The 16203-nt window shown below is 37.9% G+C and carries 24 protein-coding genes; 16 read left to right on the top strand and 8 right to left on the bottom strand.

The genetic code is table 11. The features are described 5' to 3' along the window. Nucleotides 1–11 precede the first annotated feature (11 nt). The 9 genes from traK to ACHRVL_RS15070 all read left to right on the top strand — a co-directional run bounded on the left by traK (nucleotide 12) and on the right by ACHRVL_RS15070 (nucleotide 6270). Nucleotides 12–635: a conjugative transposon protein TraK gene (gene traK, locus ACHRVL_RS15110; protein WP_068840762.1), complete on the top strand. Its 624-nt coding sequence runs from the start codon at nucleotides 12–14 to the stop codon at nucleotides 633–635. Nucleotides 636–646: 11 nt separating this feature from the next. Then, a complete protein-coding gene (locus ACHRVL_RS15105; protein WP_395414078.1) occupies nucleotides 647–1078 on the top strand; it encodes a hypothetical protein in 432 nt (143 codons plus the stop codon). 20 nt (nucleotides 1079–1098) lie between these two features. Beyond that, the gene (locus tag ACHRVL_RS15100; RefSeq protein ID WP_395414076.1) at nucleotides 1099–1389 is read left to right on the top strand and encodes a nitrogen regulatory IIA protein; all 291 of its coding nucleotides are present in this window, start codon (nucleotides 1099–1101) and stop codon (nucleotides 1387–1389) included. Then, on the top strand, nucleotides 1376–2701 hold the full coding sequence (gene traM, locus ACHRVL_RS15095; RefSeq protein WP_395414073.1) for a conjugative transposon protein TraM: 1326 nt from the start codon (nucleotides 1376–1378) through the stop codon (nucleotides 2699–2701). The genes ACHRVL_RS15100 and traM overlap by 14 nt, the downstream gene beginning before the upstream one ends. Nucleotides 2702–2725: 24 nt before the next feature. Continuing rightward, nucleotides 2726–3625: a conjugative transposon protein TraN gene (gene traN / locus ACHRVL_RS15090; protein WP_395414072.1), complete on the top strand. Its 900-nt coding sequence runs from the start codon at nucleotides 2726–2728 to the stop codon at nucleotides 3623–3625. Nucleotides 3626–3650: 25 nt separating this feature from the next. After that, nucleotides 3651–4211 carry a conjugal transfer protein TraO gene (locus tag ACHRVL_RS15085; RefSeq protein WP_395414070.1) on the top strand — a complete coding sequence of 187 codons (561 nt, stop codon included), beginning with the start codon at nucleotides 3651–3653 and terminating at the stop codon, nucleotides 4209–4211. 10 nt (nucleotides 4212–4221) lie between these two features. Continuing rightward, nucleotides 4222–4662: a DUF3872 domain-containing protein gene (locus ACHRVL_RS15080; RefSeq protein ID WP_395414068.1), complete on the top strand. Its 441-nt coding sequence runs from the start codon at nucleotides 4222–4224 to the stop codon at nucleotides 4660–4662. A gap of 522 nt (nucleotides 4663–5184) precedes the next feature. Next, complete coding sequence (locus ACHRVL_RS15075; RefSeq protein ID WP_068840755.1) at nucleotides 5185–5637, top strand: response regulator transcription factor; 453 nt, start codon at nucleotides 5185–5187, stop codon at nucleotides 5635–5637. 78 nt (nucleotides 5638–5715) lie between these two features. Beyond that, on the top strand, nucleotides 5716–6270 hold the full coding sequence (locus tag ACHRVL_RS15070; RefSeq protein ID WP_395414066.1) for a sigma factor-like helix-turn-helix DNA-binding protein: 555 nt from the start codon (nucleotides 5716–5718) through the stop codon (nucleotides 6268–6270). Between the two features lie 262 nt (nucleotides 6271–6532). On the opposite strand, the gene ACHRVL_RS15065 is transcribed toward ACHRVL_RS15070, so the two are convergent. The 8 genes from ACHRVL_RS15065 to ACHRVL_RS15030 are packed head-to-tail and all read right to left on the bottom strand — an operon-like array spanning nucleotide 6533 to nucleotide 12104. Next, entirely contained in the window at nucleotides 6533–7339 is an 807-nt protein-coding gene (locus tag ACHRVL_RS15065; protein WP_149207307.1) for a PRTRC system ThiF family protein, read from the bottom strand. Then, complete coding sequence (locus ACHRVL_RS15060; RefSeq protein WP_149207306.1) at nucleotides 7336–8061, bottom strand: PRTRC system protein B; 726 nt, start codon at nucleotides 8059–8061, stop codon at nucleotides 7336–7338. Before ACHRVL_RS15060 ends, ACHRVL_RS15065 begins: the two co-directional genes overlap by 4 nt. Beyond that, the gene (locus tag ACHRVL_RS15055; protein WP_149207305.1) at nucleotides 8058–9233 is read right to left on the bottom strand and encodes a hypothetical protein; all 1176 of its coding nucleotides are present in this window, start codon (nucleotides 9231–9233) and stop codon (nucleotides 8058–8060) included. The genes ACHRVL_RS15060 and ACHRVL_RS15055 overlap by 4 nt, the downstream gene beginning before the upstream one ends. A gap of 18 nt (nucleotides 9234–9251) precedes the next feature. Beyond that, nucleotides 9252–9470, bottom strand: a complete 219-nt coding sequence (locus ACHRVL_RS15050; RefSeq protein WP_149207304.1) for a PRTRC system protein C — start codon at nucleotides 9468–9470, stop codon at nucleotides 9252–9254. A gap of 17 nt (nucleotides 9471–9487) precedes the next feature. Further along, entirely contained in the window at nucleotides 9488–10117 is a 630-nt protein-coding gene (locus tag ACHRVL_RS15045) for a PRTRC system protein E (protein ID WP_395414062.1), read from the bottom strand. 42 nt (nucleotides 10118–10159) lie between these two features. Beyond that, the gene (locus ACHRVL_RS15040) at nucleotides 10160–10555 is read right to left on the bottom strand and encodes a hypothetical protein (protein ID WP_149207302.1); all 396 of its coding nucleotides are present in this window, start codon (nucleotides 10553–10555) and stop codon (nucleotides 10160–10162) included. A 53-nt stretch (nucleotides 10556–10608) separates the two neighbouring features. After that, nucleotides 10609–11682: a DUF932 domain-containing protein gene (locus ACHRVL_RS15035; RefSeq protein ID WP_149207301.1), complete on the bottom strand. Its 1074-nt coding sequence runs from the start codon at nucleotides 11680–11682 to the stop codon at nucleotides 10609–10611. 44 nt (nucleotides 11683–11726) lie between these two features. Beyond that, complete coding sequence (locus ACHRVL_RS15030; protein ID WP_149208506.1) at nucleotides 11727–12104, bottom strand: single-stranded DNA-binding protein; 378 nt, start codon at nucleotides 12102–12104, stop codon at nucleotides 11727–11729. Nucleotides 12105–12530: 426 nt separating this feature from the next. Here ACHRVL_RS15030 and ACHRVL_RS15025 point away from each other — a divergent pair, with 426 nt between their 5' ends. From ACHRVL_RS15025 to ACHRVL_RS14995, 7 genes are all read left to right on the top strand, one after another. Then, nucleotides 12531–12803: a DNA-binding protein gene (locus ACHRVL_RS15025; RefSeq protein WP_245178996.1), complete on the top strand. Its 273-nt coding sequence runs from the start codon at nucleotides 12531–12533 to the stop codon at nucleotides 12801–12803. Continuing rightward, nucleotides 12800–13096 carry a hypothetical protein gene (locus ACHRVL_RS15020; RefSeq protein WP_315242510.1) on the top strand — a complete coding sequence of 99 codons (297 nt, stop codon included), beginning with the start codon at nucleotides 12800–12802 and terminating at the stop codon, nucleotides 13094–13096. The genes ACHRVL_RS15025 and ACHRVL_RS15020 overlap by 4 nt, the downstream gene beginning before the upstream one ends. Nucleotides 13097–13575: 479 nt before the next feature. Then, nucleotides 13576–14349 (top strand): hypothetical protein, encoded by a 774-nt coding sequence (locus ACHRVL_RS15015; protein WP_149207299.1) that lies wholly within the window; start codon nucleotides 13576–13578, stop codon nucleotides 14347–14349. Between the two features lie 11 nt (nucleotides 14350–14360). Further along, nucleotides 14361–14552 carry a hypothetical protein gene (locus tag ACHRVL_RS15010; protein ID WP_149207298.1) on the top strand — a complete coding sequence of 64 codons (192 nt, stop codon included), beginning with the start codon at nucleotides 14361–14363 and terminating at the stop codon, nucleotides 14550–14552. 212 nt (nucleotides 14553–14764) lie between these two features. Beyond that, complete coding sequence (locus tag ACHRVL_RS15005; protein WP_149207297.1) at nucleotides 14765–15253, top strand: hypothetical protein; 489 nt, start codon at nucleotides 14765–14767, stop codon at nucleotides 15251–15253. Nucleotides 15254–15262: 9 nt separating this feature from the next. Then, complete coding sequence (locus ACHRVL_RS15000) at nucleotides 15263–15481, top strand: hypothetical protein (RefSeq protein WP_149207296.1); 219 nt, start codon at nucleotides 15263–15265, stop codon at nucleotides 15479–15481. Between the two features lie 38 nt (nucleotides 15482–15519). Continuing rightward, nucleotides 15520–16191 carry an HNH endonuclease gene (locus ACHRVL_RS14995; RefSeq protein WP_149207295.1) on the top strand — a complete coding sequence of 224 codons (672 nt, stop codon included), beginning with the start codon at nucleotides 15520–15522 and terminating at the stop codon, nucleotides 16189–16191. Nucleotides 16192–16203 lie beyond the last annotated feature (12 nt).

The following is a 16203-nucleotide window of genomic DNA, read 5'->3' as shown; positions in this document are numbered from 1 at the left end:
CACAGAAGAAAATGGAATTTAAAACGCTAAGAAATATCGAAAATAGTTTCAGCCAGATACGCTTGTATGCCATTGTGTTTGCCGTGCTCTGTGCAGGTGTCGCAGGATATGCCGTATGGCATTCCTACCGTTTTGCAGAACAGCAACGGCAGAAAATCTATGTATTGGACAATGGCAAATCACTCATGCTGGCACTCGCACAGGATGCATCGATCAACCGTCCGGTAGAAGCACGGGAACACGTCAGACGTTTTCACGAACTGTTTTTTACGCTCGCCCCCGACAAAAATGCCATTGAGAGCAATATGAAAAGGGCTTTCAATCTTGCTGATAAAAGTGCCTTTGATTATTATAAGGACCTTTCGGAAAAAGGGTATTACAACCGTATTATATCGGGTAATGTGCAGCAGCGCATCGAAATAGATAGTGTGTCCTGCAACTTCGAGACCTATCCCTACACCGCCCGTACCTATGCCAAACAGTTTATCATTCGTTCGAGCAATGTGACAAAACGCAGCCTTATTAGTTCCTGTTATCTCGTAAACTCCGTTCGTTCAGACAACAATCCGCAAGGTTTTAATATTGAAAAGTTTGCAGTACTAGAAAACAAGGATATAGAGATCATCGAACGCTAAAAATCAAGATTATGAAACGATTACTCGATTTAGACACATTCACAAAAGCCCTAGTCGATAAGGGTTACGATGGCTACTTCCAAACACAAGCCGCCTATGGAGACAAAATAAAAGACAGCATCAGCAGGTTTTTGGAAGCTTGTGATAAAGGAATGGATAAACCAAGGCTACACAACATCCTTATGCTGAAAACTTACCTGCAATGGAATGGTGAGGATAAGCCAAAGGTTGAGTGTTATATGTGGGTAAAGCATGAAGACGGTCTTTTCGATGTAGAAAAAATGAATATTGAAAGAACCGACCAGTACGGACATTCACTGAAAAAATCTGAACTGACAAATCTTACAATGAGGTTAGTTCCTACACTGGAAGAAGCTATTGACCAAGTGTCCGAAAAACTTAATGAACAGCTTTCTTCCCAAAAAAGAGGATTTAGAATGTAACAGCTTAAAAAATGAGAAGTATGAAAAAATTAAGAGTAAATATGGACAATTGGTTTCATAGGCTGGATGAACGATGGCGGGCATTGCCCATTAGGATACAGCATAAATACATGATGTACTTTTTCGCCGCTTACCTAATTCTCACAGCAGGAGTACTATTTAAAGTATGGTATGATGTCGGAAAGCCAGATAACAATATGGTGGTCATTGGGCATATTGAAAACCCTGTCCTGAAAAAGAAAGAAATTCCTGCAGTCTTGCAGGTCACATTATCAACAATTTTAAAAAATAGGATTTATGAAAGAAAATGATAACAAAAAGACGGTTGTTCGGGTTACGGAAGGAAACCCGGCGGCAACCGCTGAGGTACTGCAAGACAGTACGCAGAATAAAGCCGATAAATTGAAAAAGCCATTAATATTTTGCTTGATGGGTATTGTTTTCGTTGGTTGTATGTACCTCATCTTTAAACCGTCAGATGACAAGAAGGAAATTGAGAACATCGGTATTAACGATGCGGTTCCCGAGGCTACCGAAGCTGGAATGCAGGCAGATAAGCAAAAGGCTTATGAACAGGAAATGCTGGAACAGAAGGAAGCTGAAAAACGCAGTGTAATGACAACACTTTCTGATTATTGGAATACCGATAGCACAGAAGATACAACAGATCAGTCGATTGATGAGAAGGAGAACTATGATAGCAAAAAATCTGGTGAAGACAGCAATCCGACAGTTAACAGCTACCGGAGCGCACAAGCTGCATTAGGTTCTTTTTATCAGGATGACAATCGTGAAACGATGGAACTCCGCAGGCAATTGGACGATTTGAAAGAACAGCTGGCAGAAAAGGATATGCCTAAAACAGCAACCGTAGACGACCAATTGGAATTGATGGAAAAGTCCTATCAGATGGCGGCGAAGTATCTTCCGACAGGTGCCAATTCACCGGAAGTTGTGCCTGCAAAGGATGCAGCTGCATCTCCAAAGATCTCCACGCAAAAAGAAGATTTTGTATCGTTCACTTCAGCCAAAAAAAATATTGTATCGGCCTTATACCGTGAGCCTTCAGACAGTACTTTTTTAGCCAATTGGAGCGAAACAAGAAACAGAGGATTTTATAAAGCAGGTTCTACCCAGCAATTGGTACAGCCCAAAAACAGTATAAAAGCCTGCGTAGACGAAACGCAAACAGTTATTGGCGAGACAGGAGTTCGATTACGTCTGCTTGAAACTGCCCAAACGCCCAGCCATACTATTCCAAAAGGGACTATTGTGACAGCAAATGCTAAATACCAAAATGGTCGTTTACAGCTAAAAGTAACCTCTGTTGAATTGGATGGCAATATCATTCCCGTTGAGATTACCATTTACGATCTGGACGGACAGCAGGGCTTGCATGTTCCGTACTCTCCTGAAATGAATGCCCTTACAGAAATGGCCGGCAATATGAGCCAGCAGTCAGGAACAAGCCTGATGCTTACCCAATCTGCCGGACAGCAGGTTGCCGCTGATCTAAGCCGTGGTGTGGTACAGGGTATTTCAGGTTATTTCGCCAAAAAGGTTCGCACACCAAAAGTTACGCTAAAGGCAGGACATCAGGTCTACCTTGTTTCCAAGCAATAATGTTGAATTCAAATAAATAAAACAATGAAAAATCTTTTTAAAAACTTAGGGACATTAGCCCTGACCATTGGCCTGACCGTAAACTCTTTTGCGCAGGATAGTGCAAAATCTAAAACTCCGCTTGCATTGGGCAAGATAGAACCTTATAAAATGGAAGTTACCTATGATAAAACTTCACATTTGATTTTCCCGACTGCCATCCGCTATGTAGACTTGGGTAGTGAGTACCTGATTGCCGGAAAAGCGGATGATGCAGAAAACGTATTGCGTGTAAAAGCATCGGTAAGGGAATTTGAACCCGAAACGAACTTTTCGGTCATTACCAATGACGGACGGTTTTACAGCTTCAATGTGCATTACAGTTCCTTCCCGGAAGCAATAAGTTATGACCTGCTAACCATGCAGAAAACGTTGGATAAAGCCAACGGAAACGATGTGCTTTTTGAAGAATTGGGCAGCAATTCTCCGTCATTGGCGGGTTTGCTTTTGGAAACCATTTACAAAAACGACAAGCGTATCGTAAAGCATATTGGGGCTAAAAGCTTTGGGATCCAATTTATACTGAAAGGAATTTACATCCACAACGGTAAATACTACTTTCATACGGAACTCGGAAACCGCACTAATGTGCCGTTTCAGATCGACTTTATCAATTTCAAAGTTGTCGATAAAAAGGTAGCAAAGCGTACCGTAGTGCAGGAACGCCCGATGATACCGTTACGCATTTACAAGCCATTAGACGCAATTAGCGGAAAATCAACGGAGCAAAATGTATTCCTTTTAGACCAGTTTACCATTGCCGATGACAAGGTACTGCAGATCGAAATTTTTGAGAAAAACGGCGGCAGGCATCAGGTACTTCAGGTGGAAAATTCGGATTTGATAAGAGCACGACTGATTAATGATATGCATCTGAAGTTTTAGTAATCCATATAAACAAAAATATAAAATGAAAAAATATATCTATACCGTGATACTCGTTTTGATAAGCATCACAATGGCAAAGGCACAAAGAATGCTGCCTAAACAAAAAGGACTGGAGGTAAATGTCGGAATTTTGTCCGATGATAAAATCGGCAATGATTACTTCATCAATATTGGAATGACCGTTAACGTAAAAAACGGCAATTATCAGATTTTGGCATTGGAATATACGCACCAATACTACGACTATAAAGACCTCCGCATACCTCAGGAAACCTACACCGCTGAGGGTGGTTATAGTTTGTTCCTCCTTGGTGATGCCCTCAAGAACGTTACCCTTAATGCAGCTATAACAGGTATAGCAGGCTACGAAAGTATCAACCGAGGCGGTGATTTATTATATGATGGGGCTAAAATACTAAGCGAGGATAATTTCATATACGGAGCTGGTGGGCGTTTGACTATTGAAACCTACCTGTCTGACCAATTAGTGATAATCCTTCAAGGCAGAACAAAAGTCCTATGGGGTACGGATCTGGAACAATTCCGACCATCGGCAGGTGTGGGATTAAGGTTTAATTTTTAAAACAAAAACGATGACAGCATTTTTTAATAAGTTCAGAATAGGATTACTGCCGCTATGGCTTGCAGTCCTGATAAGCACTGTTATATTTTTGTCCTGTAATAAGGACGAACTGGAAATACAGAATGACTTCCCTTTTGAGGTAAAGGTGATGCCAGTACCTAAAGAAATTGTAAATGGAAATACCGTAGAAATAAGGTTAACAATTGAGCGGACAGGTAATTTTATTAATACGGAGTATTTCATTCGCTACTTTCAATTTGACGGTCAGGGTACGTTGCAGTATTACAATGAACCACCTTACCAGCCCAATGATTTATATGGGATACCAGCAGGGCAATTCAGGTTGTATTATACTTCAAACTCTACCGTTTCCCAATCCTTTGAAGTATGGATTTCGGATAATTTTGGAAATGAAAAACAGTTGAGTTTTGAATTTAACAGCAGCGATTAGCAGTAACGTGCTGGTTTATGCCAGCAGTAAAATTTCATATTTTAAGCACAGTCCGGATCCGATCTCCGGGTTGTTTTATTTGCAGTCTGTTCTGGTGTTCGGAAATATAAACATTGGATTACTGGACAAACGTTACTATATTTGCCCAAAATATAGAAAAACTCTTATAGTGTTTTTGCTTAGGACTCGGTAACTGAAAACTGGTAATTTTTAAAGACTGCGAGACAAATAAGTAAGGACGCTCATGCCATTGGCGTGGGCGCTCGCTTATTCGTGGTCGGGTATACCAGTACCTCAGTTCCGGAAAGTGTAGTGGTCTGCGCCATGTTTTTTATAATGGTACTCATGCCACTTAAACTTAAGGGACATATTTGCGTTATCGGCAGGTAATTTGTAGTGCTCTTTTATTTTTTGCTATGAGGTATTAATAAAGTTTTTAATCACTACTACAGGATCAACGTCTTATAATGACAAATTATCAGTCATTATTTTCTATAATTTGTTCAACATTAAAAAGGAATAATGGAAAAAGAAAAACAGATTACTATTAGTATAATTGAGGACCATTCAGGGCTTAGGGTATCCCTTCAAAATTTTTTACAGTACAGTAATTTTAAAGTGGTGCTTGAAGCTGCCAATGGTCAGCTGGCTATAGAGAGTCTGCAGATGCTGGAGGTACTGCCGGACATTTGTATTTTGGATATTAACATGCCTGTTATGGATGGCTACCAGACTGCTAAGGAATTGGCAGAGAGATACCCCGGAATCAAGATATTGGTCTTCAGCAGTCTTGACAATAAGAGAAGTATAAGGGAAATGCTTAGTCTGGGGGTCAAGGGATATGTACTTAAAGGATCCGCTGCTGAAAAACTTAAAACAGCTGTAATCAAACTTCATCAAGGGGAATATTATTTTAGTGAGACAATAAGTCAAACTGCCGTAAGCTATTTAGCAGAAAACAGTAATTTGCACTAATACAGAATTACTCTTTGTAAATATAATGTTCGGCACTACATGTAATTGTGACGGCACTTAATTATAATCTTACCAATAATGTTAACTAACCCGCTGATAGACCGCACTAATAGATTTTATATCGAAATATCCAAAAAAGTACTTTCTGAAAAGGAACATGATATACTCCAAAAGCTTTTGATAGAAAAAAAGACTCTTACCGAAGTAGGAGATAATTACGGGATCAATGGCGAGAGCGTCCGCAGGATGTACGAAAGAACATTTGAAAAAGTGAAAAGTGTTACTGAGGTACTTGCTGATATAGATTTCTATAAGGAAAAATTAGAGCAGCTAAAACATGATTTTGAATATGAGACAGGGCGGATTAAAAAAAGAAGAATTACACCTGACACTGACCTGAATAAATTGCTGTATGACAGCCACTTTCCTTTTAGTAAGAGAATGTATAATATAATCGAGTCTTTAGGGATCAGTACCATAGGAGAACTTGCTGTTATCCCACTCAAGGATTTTCAGTGTTTAAGGGGATTTAAAGGAAAGTGTAAAAATGAACTGATCTCATTTATTGAGTTTGAAAACATTGAACATCTTTTTAAAGGCTTTTCTGTTTGGAAAACAGTACCGATTAAATAGTGGCAACAATTTATAAAAGCTGTCCTAAATTGCGGTCTTCTTTTGCTTCTTTTCTTTGACCGCTAATGTGGAAAGAAAAGAAGTCAAAAATGTATTTTTAGGGATGTGTGTCCCTAACAAAACACACACAACCGCTTTGGTAAAATGTCAATAGAAGGACTACGGAAATGTACATTTTACCAATGTGGATGTCCCTATTTTATGCAAAAAGACTGTCCCGACCATCGGAAGGGTCTGTCTTTTTGCCGCCGAAAATTGGTTTTCAGGCTATTTTTATGGGCTGTGAGCGAAAATCCTTGAGGTTAAGAAAAAAGCCCCTGTACTGGGTCATTCCGTTGCGAAACAAACCCCAAAGCAATGAGCATCCCATCTGCGCCAAAGAGGAGTTAATGAACAAGTCCTGTTTTTCCAATGCTTCGGACAAACTACAGCTTGGCGTATAGTCCTGTTCTTCGGACTGTTGGAGCAGTTCTGCAAATTCATCGGTCACCATTGGCAGGCTTGCCACCGTTTGGTATTTCTCTGAACTGGGTTGCTTTATCTCTGTTACAGTAGAAAGAAGTACCTGCCCTGTGTGCTGGCTGTTACCAAAGTCAAGCCAATACTTTGGCGTATCGCTGTAATTTCTGCAGGTGCTGATATCTTTCAGAATTTCAGCCACCCCAAACCTTGCCTGCACGTTGTCCACACAAGTAATAGTAATAATTGCCTTTGCATTTTCGGGCAGTCTGCCAAATTTGTCCTTTTCAAATTTTACCGTTTCGGCTTTCCAATTTGTCCCTGACCATCGGTTTGCGCGATTGATTAAAGAAACGGATTTGTACAATCCTGTTTCGCTCTGCGCAAAACGCTGTCTGCCTAAATTGGCACTCGTGATACTATCATCATCCCAAAGGCGGACTTGCAGACCTGCGTGTCCGAGTTCAATTAAGCTGTGGTTCATTTCCATTAGGGCGGTCAATACTTTTGAGCCTGTACCGCCTGCTCCGATAAGGTTTACGCAAATCGGATTGGTGGGATTAATCAAATAGTTGTCCATAAAATGGACTTTTGTTTTTTCGGTGTTCATCTCAGTAGATTTTTAAGTGTGTTATTATTGGGTTTTAATACTTCTTTCGGAAAGTATTTATCTGCATCAATTAGGTCTTTCCATAGGTTTACACAATTTCCTTTCATCGGATTGTAGTTTCCTAATAAATGACTGAAATAGCTGTTAAAAAAATAACTTTCCCAAGCGCAGATAAATTCCTCTACTGAAGCCGAATTTTCAATATCAACATTTACCGTTCCCATACATACACTGCCGTTTTCATAGATATTGAAAAAAGGGGCATAATACAATGGCGTTTTTTCTGTGGGTCTTCTCTCGCTAAGCAAAGCAAAAACAGAAAGGCTGTTTTTATTGGCAGACCAGACCATTGGCGGTACTTGAGCCTTGCCGTTAGGAATGCCCAAACCATTGATAAAATACATCTGCCTTTGCTGAGATTTGGTGTACCAAATCACCGTGCCTTTTTCGCTCGGGTTGATATGCAGAATGCTTGTTGGTAAGATTCCCTTTGGCTTTAAAAAAGCCTTGCTTTTTTCTTTATCTGTATGTAAAGCCTTGGCTAATACACTGGCTTCCTTTACCGTTAGTGGGTGTGCATTTATCGGATTTCCGTATTTGTCCATATCAAAATGCTCTACATACATATCGCTTTGCATTCCTTTGGTTTCATAAAAGACCAATGCGGATTTCGGGATGTATAATGTTCCGAAATTCTCGGTTATATCGTTTATATTGTTCATTTTGATTCAATTTTATATTCATATAGTAAACCGCATAAATCGTTCAATAGTGCAAAGAGGCGGTTCTCAAAATCAAGGCTTCCTGCTGTTATTTCACTTCCATCAAAGGATTTGCTAATGACGGGTTCTTCCATTGCTCCGTACTCATTAAATTCATTGTTGATACTCTCGGAAATGCTTTCGTAGAGCCAGCCTTTTGTATCGGCAATAAAGGAGATGTACTTTTCCATTCCGATGGTTTCATTATCAAAGTCATCATTATCGGGATCTTCTTCAGAAATGGGTGCATTTCGAAAAATGCCTGCTGTGGGATATTCCGTAAAAAGCGCAAAGGCATTGCACGCCATTTCCCTGCAGTTCTGGTCAAAGGCATCAGGGCTTTTGAAGTTGTTTAAACGCTGTTCAAAAAGCAGTAAATTGATACGGTTGAATAGTTTCTGTTCTATCTTATCGCCAACCTGTTCGGCTTGCCTTAACTCACTTTTACAACTTTCGGTTTCGTCCGTTTCATCGTCTTGTTCTAACCAGTCTTCCATCATTTCATACATCCCGTACAAATAGGTATTTTCTTGCCTGTAATACGGAATATCGGCTATATGGTACAGATAACTGCAAACCGAAATAAGTAACTGTGCTGTCTTTTTCCGCTTTGGGTCGTGGAGCATTTTAAAGAGCGGAACTATGGGAATATAATACAAGGTGGTTCTTGTATTGTATCGCTCCTCACTTATAAAGAAGGTTTTTCTGCTGTCCTGGACCAATTTAAAACCATCCCAATTGGTATGGGTACGTTTTAATTTGGTTTTCATATCCCACATCGCCAAAGCCAAATTATAGGGATAACTGTAAAGCTGTGTCTGCATTGGTTCAATATTGTAATGCTTTGCAAGTTTGCAAAGGGACTTGTAAAAATCTCTCTGTGTTTTTGCCGTTTTCTTACAAGCCTGTACAGATTGCTCCATTTTCAGTTTGGGCAGAAAACTACACTTTAGAAAACCATTGGCAACATGGCTGTCGGCACGGATTTCTGTTTGTCTTTGCGCACCTCGTTTGCATCTTTGGGTCTCTGTATCCAATTGGCGAACCCGCTGAGCTGTCGGTGCAACTGCTGTTGTCGTTTCTGCTTGGGCAGTCTGATAACTCCCGATATGATGTTGTGTTGCATAATTCATCGTTTTACTATTTTTTGTTTAACCTTTCGTACCCATTACACTTTCAAATTTGTACTCTATGGCATCGTCTTTTATCTGCGGTGCAGATACTTTTGCCGTTGTCAAAATCGGGTACGTACTGGCGTAAAAATTCATTACGGCTTCCAAGTTCCAACGTGGTTCGGGGTCTGTCAGTCTGATGTCCTGTCCTTTGTCTCTGATTATAAACACTCGTTCTAATTGCGTTGCTAATAACATAGTTTCTGATTTTGGTGTTAATACTCCTGCTGGTTCTCGTTTTCCAATTCCATTTCCTGTTCTGTTTCCTTTGCTGAGTAATCGGGATACAGTCCCTCTATAGACGGTTCGGGTTTTGCTTCTTCCATTCCCCCGAAAAGGCTCGGTGCAGAAAACTTGTCAGACAATGCTGTTTTACGTCTGCGTATCTCATCAGCCTTGTCGGGAAACTCTGCCATCTCGGGAACTTTCATCCATGCTTCACGGAATCTGCCTTCTTTTTCAAGTTCGTCCGCCTTTGCCATTGCGTCCTTAAACTTCTTGTCTTTGGTTTCCTGTTCTTTCTTATGCCTGTCTTGTTTTTCTTTCTCCATTGCGGATTGCTTTTTGGCTTCTTCCACTTGCTTCATAAAGCCTTCCATATCTACCATCAAGCCTGATGCAGTCTGTATAGGCGTGGTTATCTTCTCAAAAAAACCGTTGTCAAGTTCTTCGGCTGTTCCTCGAAGATTAAGGGGCGGTATGATATTCTTTGCAGTATCTGCGCACCCATCATTTTGGAGCATTATCGATACTATAATTTTATTTTCTGTCCCCTTTGCTATTGTCAGTTGTAGATTACCTGTAAAATTCAACTGTGCTATCTGATTGAAAAAATTTGTGTTCATCCTTGTAAGATTTTAAAGTGTTGTTTAATCATTTTTTTAAGACTATCTGCGGTCAACGAATGACTCAATTTTTAATCCTGCCTTTCTGTTTTCCCAATAGACATATTCAAGGGCTCTTTTCTTGATTCTGAACTTTGCACCGTTTACGTTCCAACGCACCTTTATCCTGCGGATAGTTGATGGTGTTCTGAATGCATCATAGGTAATTCCCGTAATTTCTTTTTCTTTTTCTACTTTGACCACCTTGATATATACTCCCTTTTGCTCTACATGGGGATAGTGTGTAGACAGTAATAGATTATTGTTTCTGTCAAAAATTTCAAAGCGTACAAAATCTTTGTCATTCAATATAATACTGAACAGTTCTAATAAGTTGAAATTCCAATTTAACAGTAGGCGTTCCTCGTAATTTTTGTATGTTATAATTCCTATATTCATAGCTGTTGTTTTTATAGGCTACCACCATTTAAGGTAGTAGCCTTTTGGCTATTTTAATTAAGATGCAGGATTTCAGCACCGTCCGTTGCAAATGAGGTACATAGTTCAAAAGCCTTTTGGGACTTTAACTGTGCCGTACCCCCTAATACAATACTCTGTAGTTTGGCTTCATTATTTTTGTAACTGCGTACATTCTGATAGTAGCCAGTCACAGCGTTGTATGCACCAAACAAAGTACCTTTTGTGGTCTCCATCTGCTGTGTTTCGCTTATCATCGCATAGGAAAAAGCATCATCAACGGTATTTTTGAACACAGTAGAAATTTCATCTTCCGCACCTTTTCGGATTAGGTCAAGGGTTTCCTTGTTCGGGCATAGAGCCAATTCAATAAGCTTTCTTATCTCTCGGTCTGTTACCTTTACCTTTGCCCATTCATTAAAAATGCCTTCTAATTGACTACTGAGTGTGTTTGCCAATCCCATAATCTTGTGGGCATTCTCGATACGCTGTTTTGCCCCCGAAGTATGTTTGATACGCACTACATTGGTCATAGAACGTAGTGAAGCATTAAGGGTGTTTTGACAGACAATTCGGATAGGTGTAAATGCAGCTGTGATACTTCCACTGCCATCGTGCGAAGTGGTAAGGAAAATGTAACGCTCGGTTACATCATCACCATTGCCTACACGGATATAATCGGGCAGTTTGGCTGTGATAAATATGCGTTCTCCATTGCCTAATGCCCCTGCGGTTTCATAGAGAATTCCCTCGCCACCCCCTACAATGGCATCGAAAAAATTGAAGGCTTCACGGTTCTGTACGATGTGATAATCTTTACCCACAACGCCCAATACTGCATTGTTATCGGTACGGATGTTAGCAAAATAGTTGGGTACTTCCAATTCGCTGTTGCCTATCTCAATACTGTCAGAAGTTTGTATAATGCCCGAACCTTTTGTGTATAGCGGGCTTTTAGCAACCTCATAGTCTAATCCTGCGTGTTTGATTGCCTGCTCGCTTGTCGGGTACTCTGAAACAATCTGCCCCAAACCGTGCCACGCTTTTTGCTGAACACTGAAAAATGAATACTTGCCTGTTTTCTCGTTGAAATTGATATTATGTGCCATGATAAAATGATTTAAAAATTGATAATTGTTTGAATACTTCTTGATTAAAACGGGAGGTCGTTCTCCGGCTTGTCATTACTTGTTGCAGTGGTAGCCTGTGCTCTTTCCGATTTTTTACCGCCCCCGTGCAGTTTGATTTGGGAGGTGTTGAAATTAAGTCCTGCCCGTGCTTCTCCGTTACTGCCTGTCCACGCCCGTGCACTTACCCTGCCTGTGAGTTCCACAAGGGAACCCTTAGTGAGTATCTTGGCAACCTTGGAGCTAATCCAATACGCACAGTCAAAATACGTTGTCTGCTCTACTTGTTCGCCCGCTTTGTTTCTGTAGCTGTCGTTGATGGCTACTGAGAAGTTTACTACCTGTTTGCTGTTTGACACGTTGCGTACCTGCGCATCTGATGTCACTCTTCCAATAATGTTCATAATCGTTTTTTTTAGTGTTCTACAGTCTTTTTTTTCTTCACCCGCCTGCCTCAAAAAATATTTATCCAAAAGAAAAAACGGAAAAAAAGAAAGCAACAAAAAGGTATGGACATTGCGGAAGGCCAAAAGGAAACGGAATAATTGGAGGGGTACCCTTTAGGGGAGGAAACCGTTTATGCCGTAGTCTTTTGGCGGGGGATGCGGCTGGTGTCCATAATACCTTAGCTGCCTTTTTATCCTTTTTCGTATTGGAAAGCGTTCTGGTATGTGGTTTCTATTTTTATTCTGCGCATCAATACATCAATAACAAAACACTGGTGCAGGTGACTCAGCCGGACAAATAGTTCCATGAAAAGACACTGCTGTAAGGTGTGGTAAGTTCTGATGTACTTTTAAATTCTAATAATCAGATTAAAAAAGAGGCAGATGATGAATGATAGTGTAACAAAGGATGACTTGAGGCAATTTGGATTGCTGCTGTTAAATGATATTCGTAAGATAATAGACGAAAGTCAAACAAGTGAGAAAGAATCCCTGGATCCTGAATGGCTCAAAAGCCGGGTGGTAAGAAAATTGATGGATATGTCTGCGGGCTCACTGCAAAATTTGAGAGTGACAGGAAAAGTAAGGTTTAAGAAAGTATTGGGTTCCTATTATTATAATAAGACCGACCTAAGAAAGCTGTTTGGCGAAGAATGACAATCATGGACTTAGGAGAATTATTGGACTATTTGACTGTCATTGAGAATGACAGCAGACTGAATGTCTGGCATTTTGCCCTATTGAGTGCTATTCTGTATTTAGGATATCGTCAAGGACAAAAAAAATCTATAAGTGTTAGCAGAAGCAAAATTATGGCGTTATCACATATCCATACTTTACCCACATATCACAAGTATTTTAAGCAATTGCAAGAAATGGGATATATCAGTTATGTACCATCTTACCATCCTGGTTATAGAAGCAAAATTGATTTACTGATAAAACTATAAAATTTCGTTTGTAATATGTCCAAAAGCACTAAAAGATAATTTGTGTTCCAGATAAAGGGACAGGATCCCCAGTTGCAAAAGGAGCTAAAAAAGCAACAGTAAATGTCACTGAAAACCCGAAATAGTCAAATGCCTTTATTTTATCCGAAACTTGTAAAAGGATTCACAGTTATGCGACGCACCTGCTTGAAAGCGAAACTGATTTACGCTATATACAAGAACTATTAAGTGATAACAGCAGCAAAACAACGAAATACCCACCAATTTAAATATAAAAAAACTTACAATAAATTAAAAGGGCGTTTGAATATTTGTAAAAATTTATTTATACATTCGCATCCCAATTTTTCGTGCATTTGTCACACATATCTGACCTATCAGGTGACTTTGTGTGATTCTATCACATATATAAGTAAGTTATGGGCAAGTTTGCCTCCGAAACTAAGAAATCAACCAAAAAACCAAAATAAACTAAATCAATGGAATACCAAGAATTTTTTGTGAAAACCGCATTAGAATGTGAAAAAACAGAAACCTACATTGGAACAGGAAATCCAAATAGTAAAATTTTAATTGTTGGAAAAGAAACCGCAACTGATATTGAAAACAAAGCAAATCTTGATGAACTTTATGTTAGATTTCAAAGAGAAAATTTACAAGATTTTAATGAAAATGCAATTAAGTGGAATTTAAATATTAAAAATAATGTTGAAGTAAATTCAATTCCTAATTGGATTGGCGGAAAAGATTCTCCTTTAAGTTCAAATCCATTATTTCCATTTAAAAGTTTACATCCAAAAATAAACAAACTAAAAGAAGGACATACTTGGAGCAAGTATCAAAAACTTCACGATTCTATTTTCTTAAATAATTTATCATCAACAAAGGAAAAAGAAATTGATTTTCACAATAATTTCTTTTTGACCGAAATGAATAGTTCACCAGCTAAATTTACAAAAGACGCAAACAAAAGTGGAATTCCAAGTAGAAAACAATTTTTTAAAGAAAACAAGTTTTTTCAAAATTTCCCAGTTATTATTTTAGCTTGTAGCAACTATATCAGTGGAAATGAAATAGAAAATATTTTCAACGTAAATTTTGACAAACAATGTGGAGATGGAAAACAATTATTTTGGACTCATTATAATTCCGACAGAACAAAATTGGTCATTCATACAAGACAATTAAGTACAAATGTTTCAGATAACTTATTAAAAGAAATTGCAAACGAAGTTCGCAATTTCACAAACTAAAAATTAAAATTATGGCAGTTTATAAATTAAAAGCAAAAGGTAATTACGGAAATATGTCTAAAGGATATGAATTTCAGGTTAATTCTTCTACAATTCCGACTCCAAATGCAAATGACATCGAAAAAGAAATTGAAAGATTGGGTTTTAATTCTCAGGCAAAGTCATATAAAAGCTCAGGAAATTTTGAAGTAACAAAACTTTAGTACTAGTACTAAAAACAAAACCTGCCCATAACTCGCTAGAAGCAATTTGGGCATTTGGCTTAATGGAAAAATTGGTTTGTATTTGGAAGATTTGGCAAATCCGAAGACAAGGCTTAATTTAAAACCAAACTGCGTGTAACGCGAGAACGTCGGGCTCAAGCAAAATCATATCACTTAAAAAATCAGCAATTTAACTTAAACAAATAATAAAAATGAAAATAAAATTATTACTTCTTTTATCATTAATATTTTTAATTTCTTGTAAAAAGGAAACTCCTAAAATCAAAATAAGCAAAAAGGAAACTCCTAAAATTGAAATAAGCAAAGATGAAATTATTAAACAAAATATTGAAAACAAATTAAAAGGAATATTAAAAAATCCCGATAGTTATGAATTTGTTAGTTTGAATTTAGCAAAATCTTTTACTGTGAAAGAGAGAAAGGAAAACATTACTAAAGCAAATTTAGAAGAAATGAGGGAGCTTAATAAAACAATACCATCGGCTGACTTTTTAGATAGAATGGAAACAGAATACTCATATTTGGAAAAACAAAAAGATGAGAATAAAATTGCTTTGTATCGTTACAATTTTGTTGCAAAAGGTACAAATAGCTATGGAGGAATAATTCAATCTAAATATTCTACTGATGTTTTAAATGACAAGAATTATACTGTATTAAGTATTAGTAAAAATGATTAAAATTTAAATATGTCATATCTTAATAATTTAGCGAAAGGATTTGTAAAATCAGCAGTAAACCAAGTTGGAAGAGAAGGTGGAAAAGTTATAAGTAATCAGATTTATGGAAATGTACATTCTAAACCTTTAAGAACAAATTCAAACGATACAGCAATTGAATCAACAGGTTTATTTGAAGAAAAAGAATACATATCTGATTTGGCTTTCTTAATACCAAACTGCTTGTAACGCAAGAACGTCAGGCTGTAATACAAAAAAACTGAACGATGAAAAATACTTTACCAAAAATATGCTATTGGTGTGGAATAAAATTAACAGATGAAACTAATAACAGAGAACATGTTCCCCCAAATGGTTTTTTTCCAAAAGGCTACCGTGAAAAATTGTTAACTGTTCCTTCATGTCAAGAACATAATAACAAATTTTCATTATTAGATCAAAGATTTCAAATTTATATAAAAGGACTAGGAACAAATCTAGTAGCTATTGATGATTTTAAAGATCGTGTAGTTCGCGGTTTAAATAGAGAACAAAATAAATTTTTAGTAGCCAGTTTAAGTGAAAAAAGTTTTTATGTCGATATTGATGGAGAACAAAGACTTGTGATGGAAATTGACCATGGACATTCCCAAACATTTATTGAAAAAATAATTAGAGGTATATATTTCTATCATAAAGAAATACCCGCTGAAGGAATTGTTCAAAGCTTTTCTCCCCTCTTCCAAAGTCCAAACATAAATACTGAAGAATTAGCTGATTTTTTACTTGATGATTTAAGTCCCGAATTCATGATTGAAGGTGATTATAGTAATCCAGATGTTTTTAAATATCGATATCAAGAAGTTCATAATGTTTTTGTTTTGGTAATGAATTTCTACAAAGGAGCAGAATTTATTGGTTGGATTTTACCTAATAATTATACAAATGTAGATGCTTGATACTAAAGTACC

The organism is Flavobacterium sp. FlaQc-28, assembly GCF_044007415.1.
GTDB lineage: Bacteria > Bacteroidota > Bacteroidia > Flavobacteriales > Flavobacteriaceae > Flavobacterium.
Note: the sequence above shows the minus strand (reverse complement) of the source record. Positions and strands in the feature narration are given on the sequence as shown.

Bases quoted from the DNA above. Each gene is read 5' to 3' on its own strand.
- traK (WP_068840762.1), top strand. From the start codon at position 12: ATGGAATTTAAAACGCTAAGAAATATCGAAAATAGTTTCAGCCAGATA.
- ACHRVL_RS15105 (WP_395414078.1), top strand. From the start codon at position 647: ATGAAACGATTACTCGATTTAGACACATTCACAAAAGCCCTAGTCGAT.
- ACHRVL_RS15100 (WP_395414076.1), top strand. From the start codon at position 1,099: ATGAAAAAATTAAGAGTAAATATGGACAATTGGTTTCATAGGCTGGAT.
- traM (WP_395414073.1), top strand. From the start codon at position 1,376: ATGAAAGAAAATGATAACAAAAAGACGGTTGTTCGGGTTACGGAAGGA.
- traN (WP_395414072.1), top strand. From the start codon at position 2,726: ATGAAAAATCTTTTTAAAAACTTAGGGACATTAGCCCTGACCATTGGC.
- ACHRVL_RS15085 (WP_395414070.1), top strand. From the start codon at position 3,651: ATGAAAAAATATATCTATACCGTGATACTCGTTTTGATAAGCATCACA.
- ACHRVL_RS15080 (WP_395414068.1), top strand. From the start codon at position 4,222: ATGACAGCATTTTTTAATAAGTTCAGAATAGGATTACTGCCGCTATGG.
- ACHRVL_RS15075 (WP_068840755.1), top strand. From the start codon at position 5,185: ATGGAAAAAGAAAAACAGATTACTATTAGTATAATTGAGGACCATTCA.
- ACHRVL_RS15070 (WP_395414066.1), top strand. From the start codon at position 5,716: ATGTTAACTAACCCGCTGATAGACCGCACTAATAGATTTTATATCGAA.
- ACHRVL_RS15065 (WP_149207307.1), bottom strand. From the start codon at position 7,339: ATGAACACCGAAAAAACAAAAGTCCATTTTATGGACAACTATTTGATT.
- ACHRVL_RS15060 (WP_149207306.1), bottom strand. From the start codon at position 8,061: ATGAACAATATAAACGATATAACCGAGAATTTCGGAACATTATACATC.
- ACHRVL_RS15055 (WP_149207305.1), bottom strand. From the start codon at position 9,233: ATGAATTATGCAACACAACATCATATCGGGAGTTATCAGACTGCCCAA.
- ACHRVL_RS15050 (WP_149207304.1), bottom strand. From the start codon at position 9,470: ATGTTATTAGCAACGCAATTAGAACGAGTGTTTATAATCAGAGACAAA.
- ACHRVL_RS15045 (WP_395414062.1), bottom strand. From the start codon at position 10,117: ATGAACACAAATTTTTTCAATCAGATAGCACAGTTGAATTTTACAGGT.
- ACHRVL_RS15040 (WP_149207302.1), bottom strand. From the start codon at position 10,555: ATGAATATAGGAATTATAACATACAAAAATTACGAGGAACGCCTACTG.
- ACHRVL_RS15035 (WP_149207301.1), bottom strand. From the start codon at position 11,682: ATGGCACATAATATCAATTTCAACGAGAAAACAGGCAAGTATTCATTT.
- ACHRVL_RS15030 (WP_149208506.1), bottom strand. From the start codon at position 12,104: ATGAACATTATTGGAAGAGTGACATCAGATGCGCAGGTACGCAACGTG.
- ACHRVL_RS15025 (WP_245178996.1), top strand. From the start codon at position 12,531: ATGATGAATGATAGTGTAACAAAGGATGACTTGAGGCAATTTGGATTG.
- ACHRVL_RS15020 (WP_315242510.1), top strand. From the start codon at position 12,800: ATGACAATCATGGACTTAGGAGAATTATTGGACTATTTGACTGTCATT.
- ACHRVL_RS15015 (WP_149207299.1), top strand. From the start codon at position 13,576: ATGGAATACCAAGAATTTTTTGTGAAAACCGCATTAGAATGTGAAAAA.
- ACHRVL_RS15010 (WP_149207298.1), top strand. From the start codon at position 14,361: ATGGCAGTTTATAAATTAAAAGCAAAAGGTAATTACGGAAATATGTCT.
- ACHRVL_RS15005 (WP_149207297.1), top strand. From the start codon at position 14,765: ATGAAAATAAAATTATTACTTCTTTTATCATTAATATTTTTAATTTCT.
- ACHRVL_RS15000 (WP_149207296.1), top strand. From the start codon at position 15,263: ATGTCATATCTTAATAATTTAGCGAAAGGATTTGTAAAATCAGCAGTA.
- ACHRVL_RS14995 (WP_149207295.1), top strand. From the start codon at position 15,520: ATGAAAAATACTTTACCAAAAATATGCTATTGGTGTGGAATAAAATTA.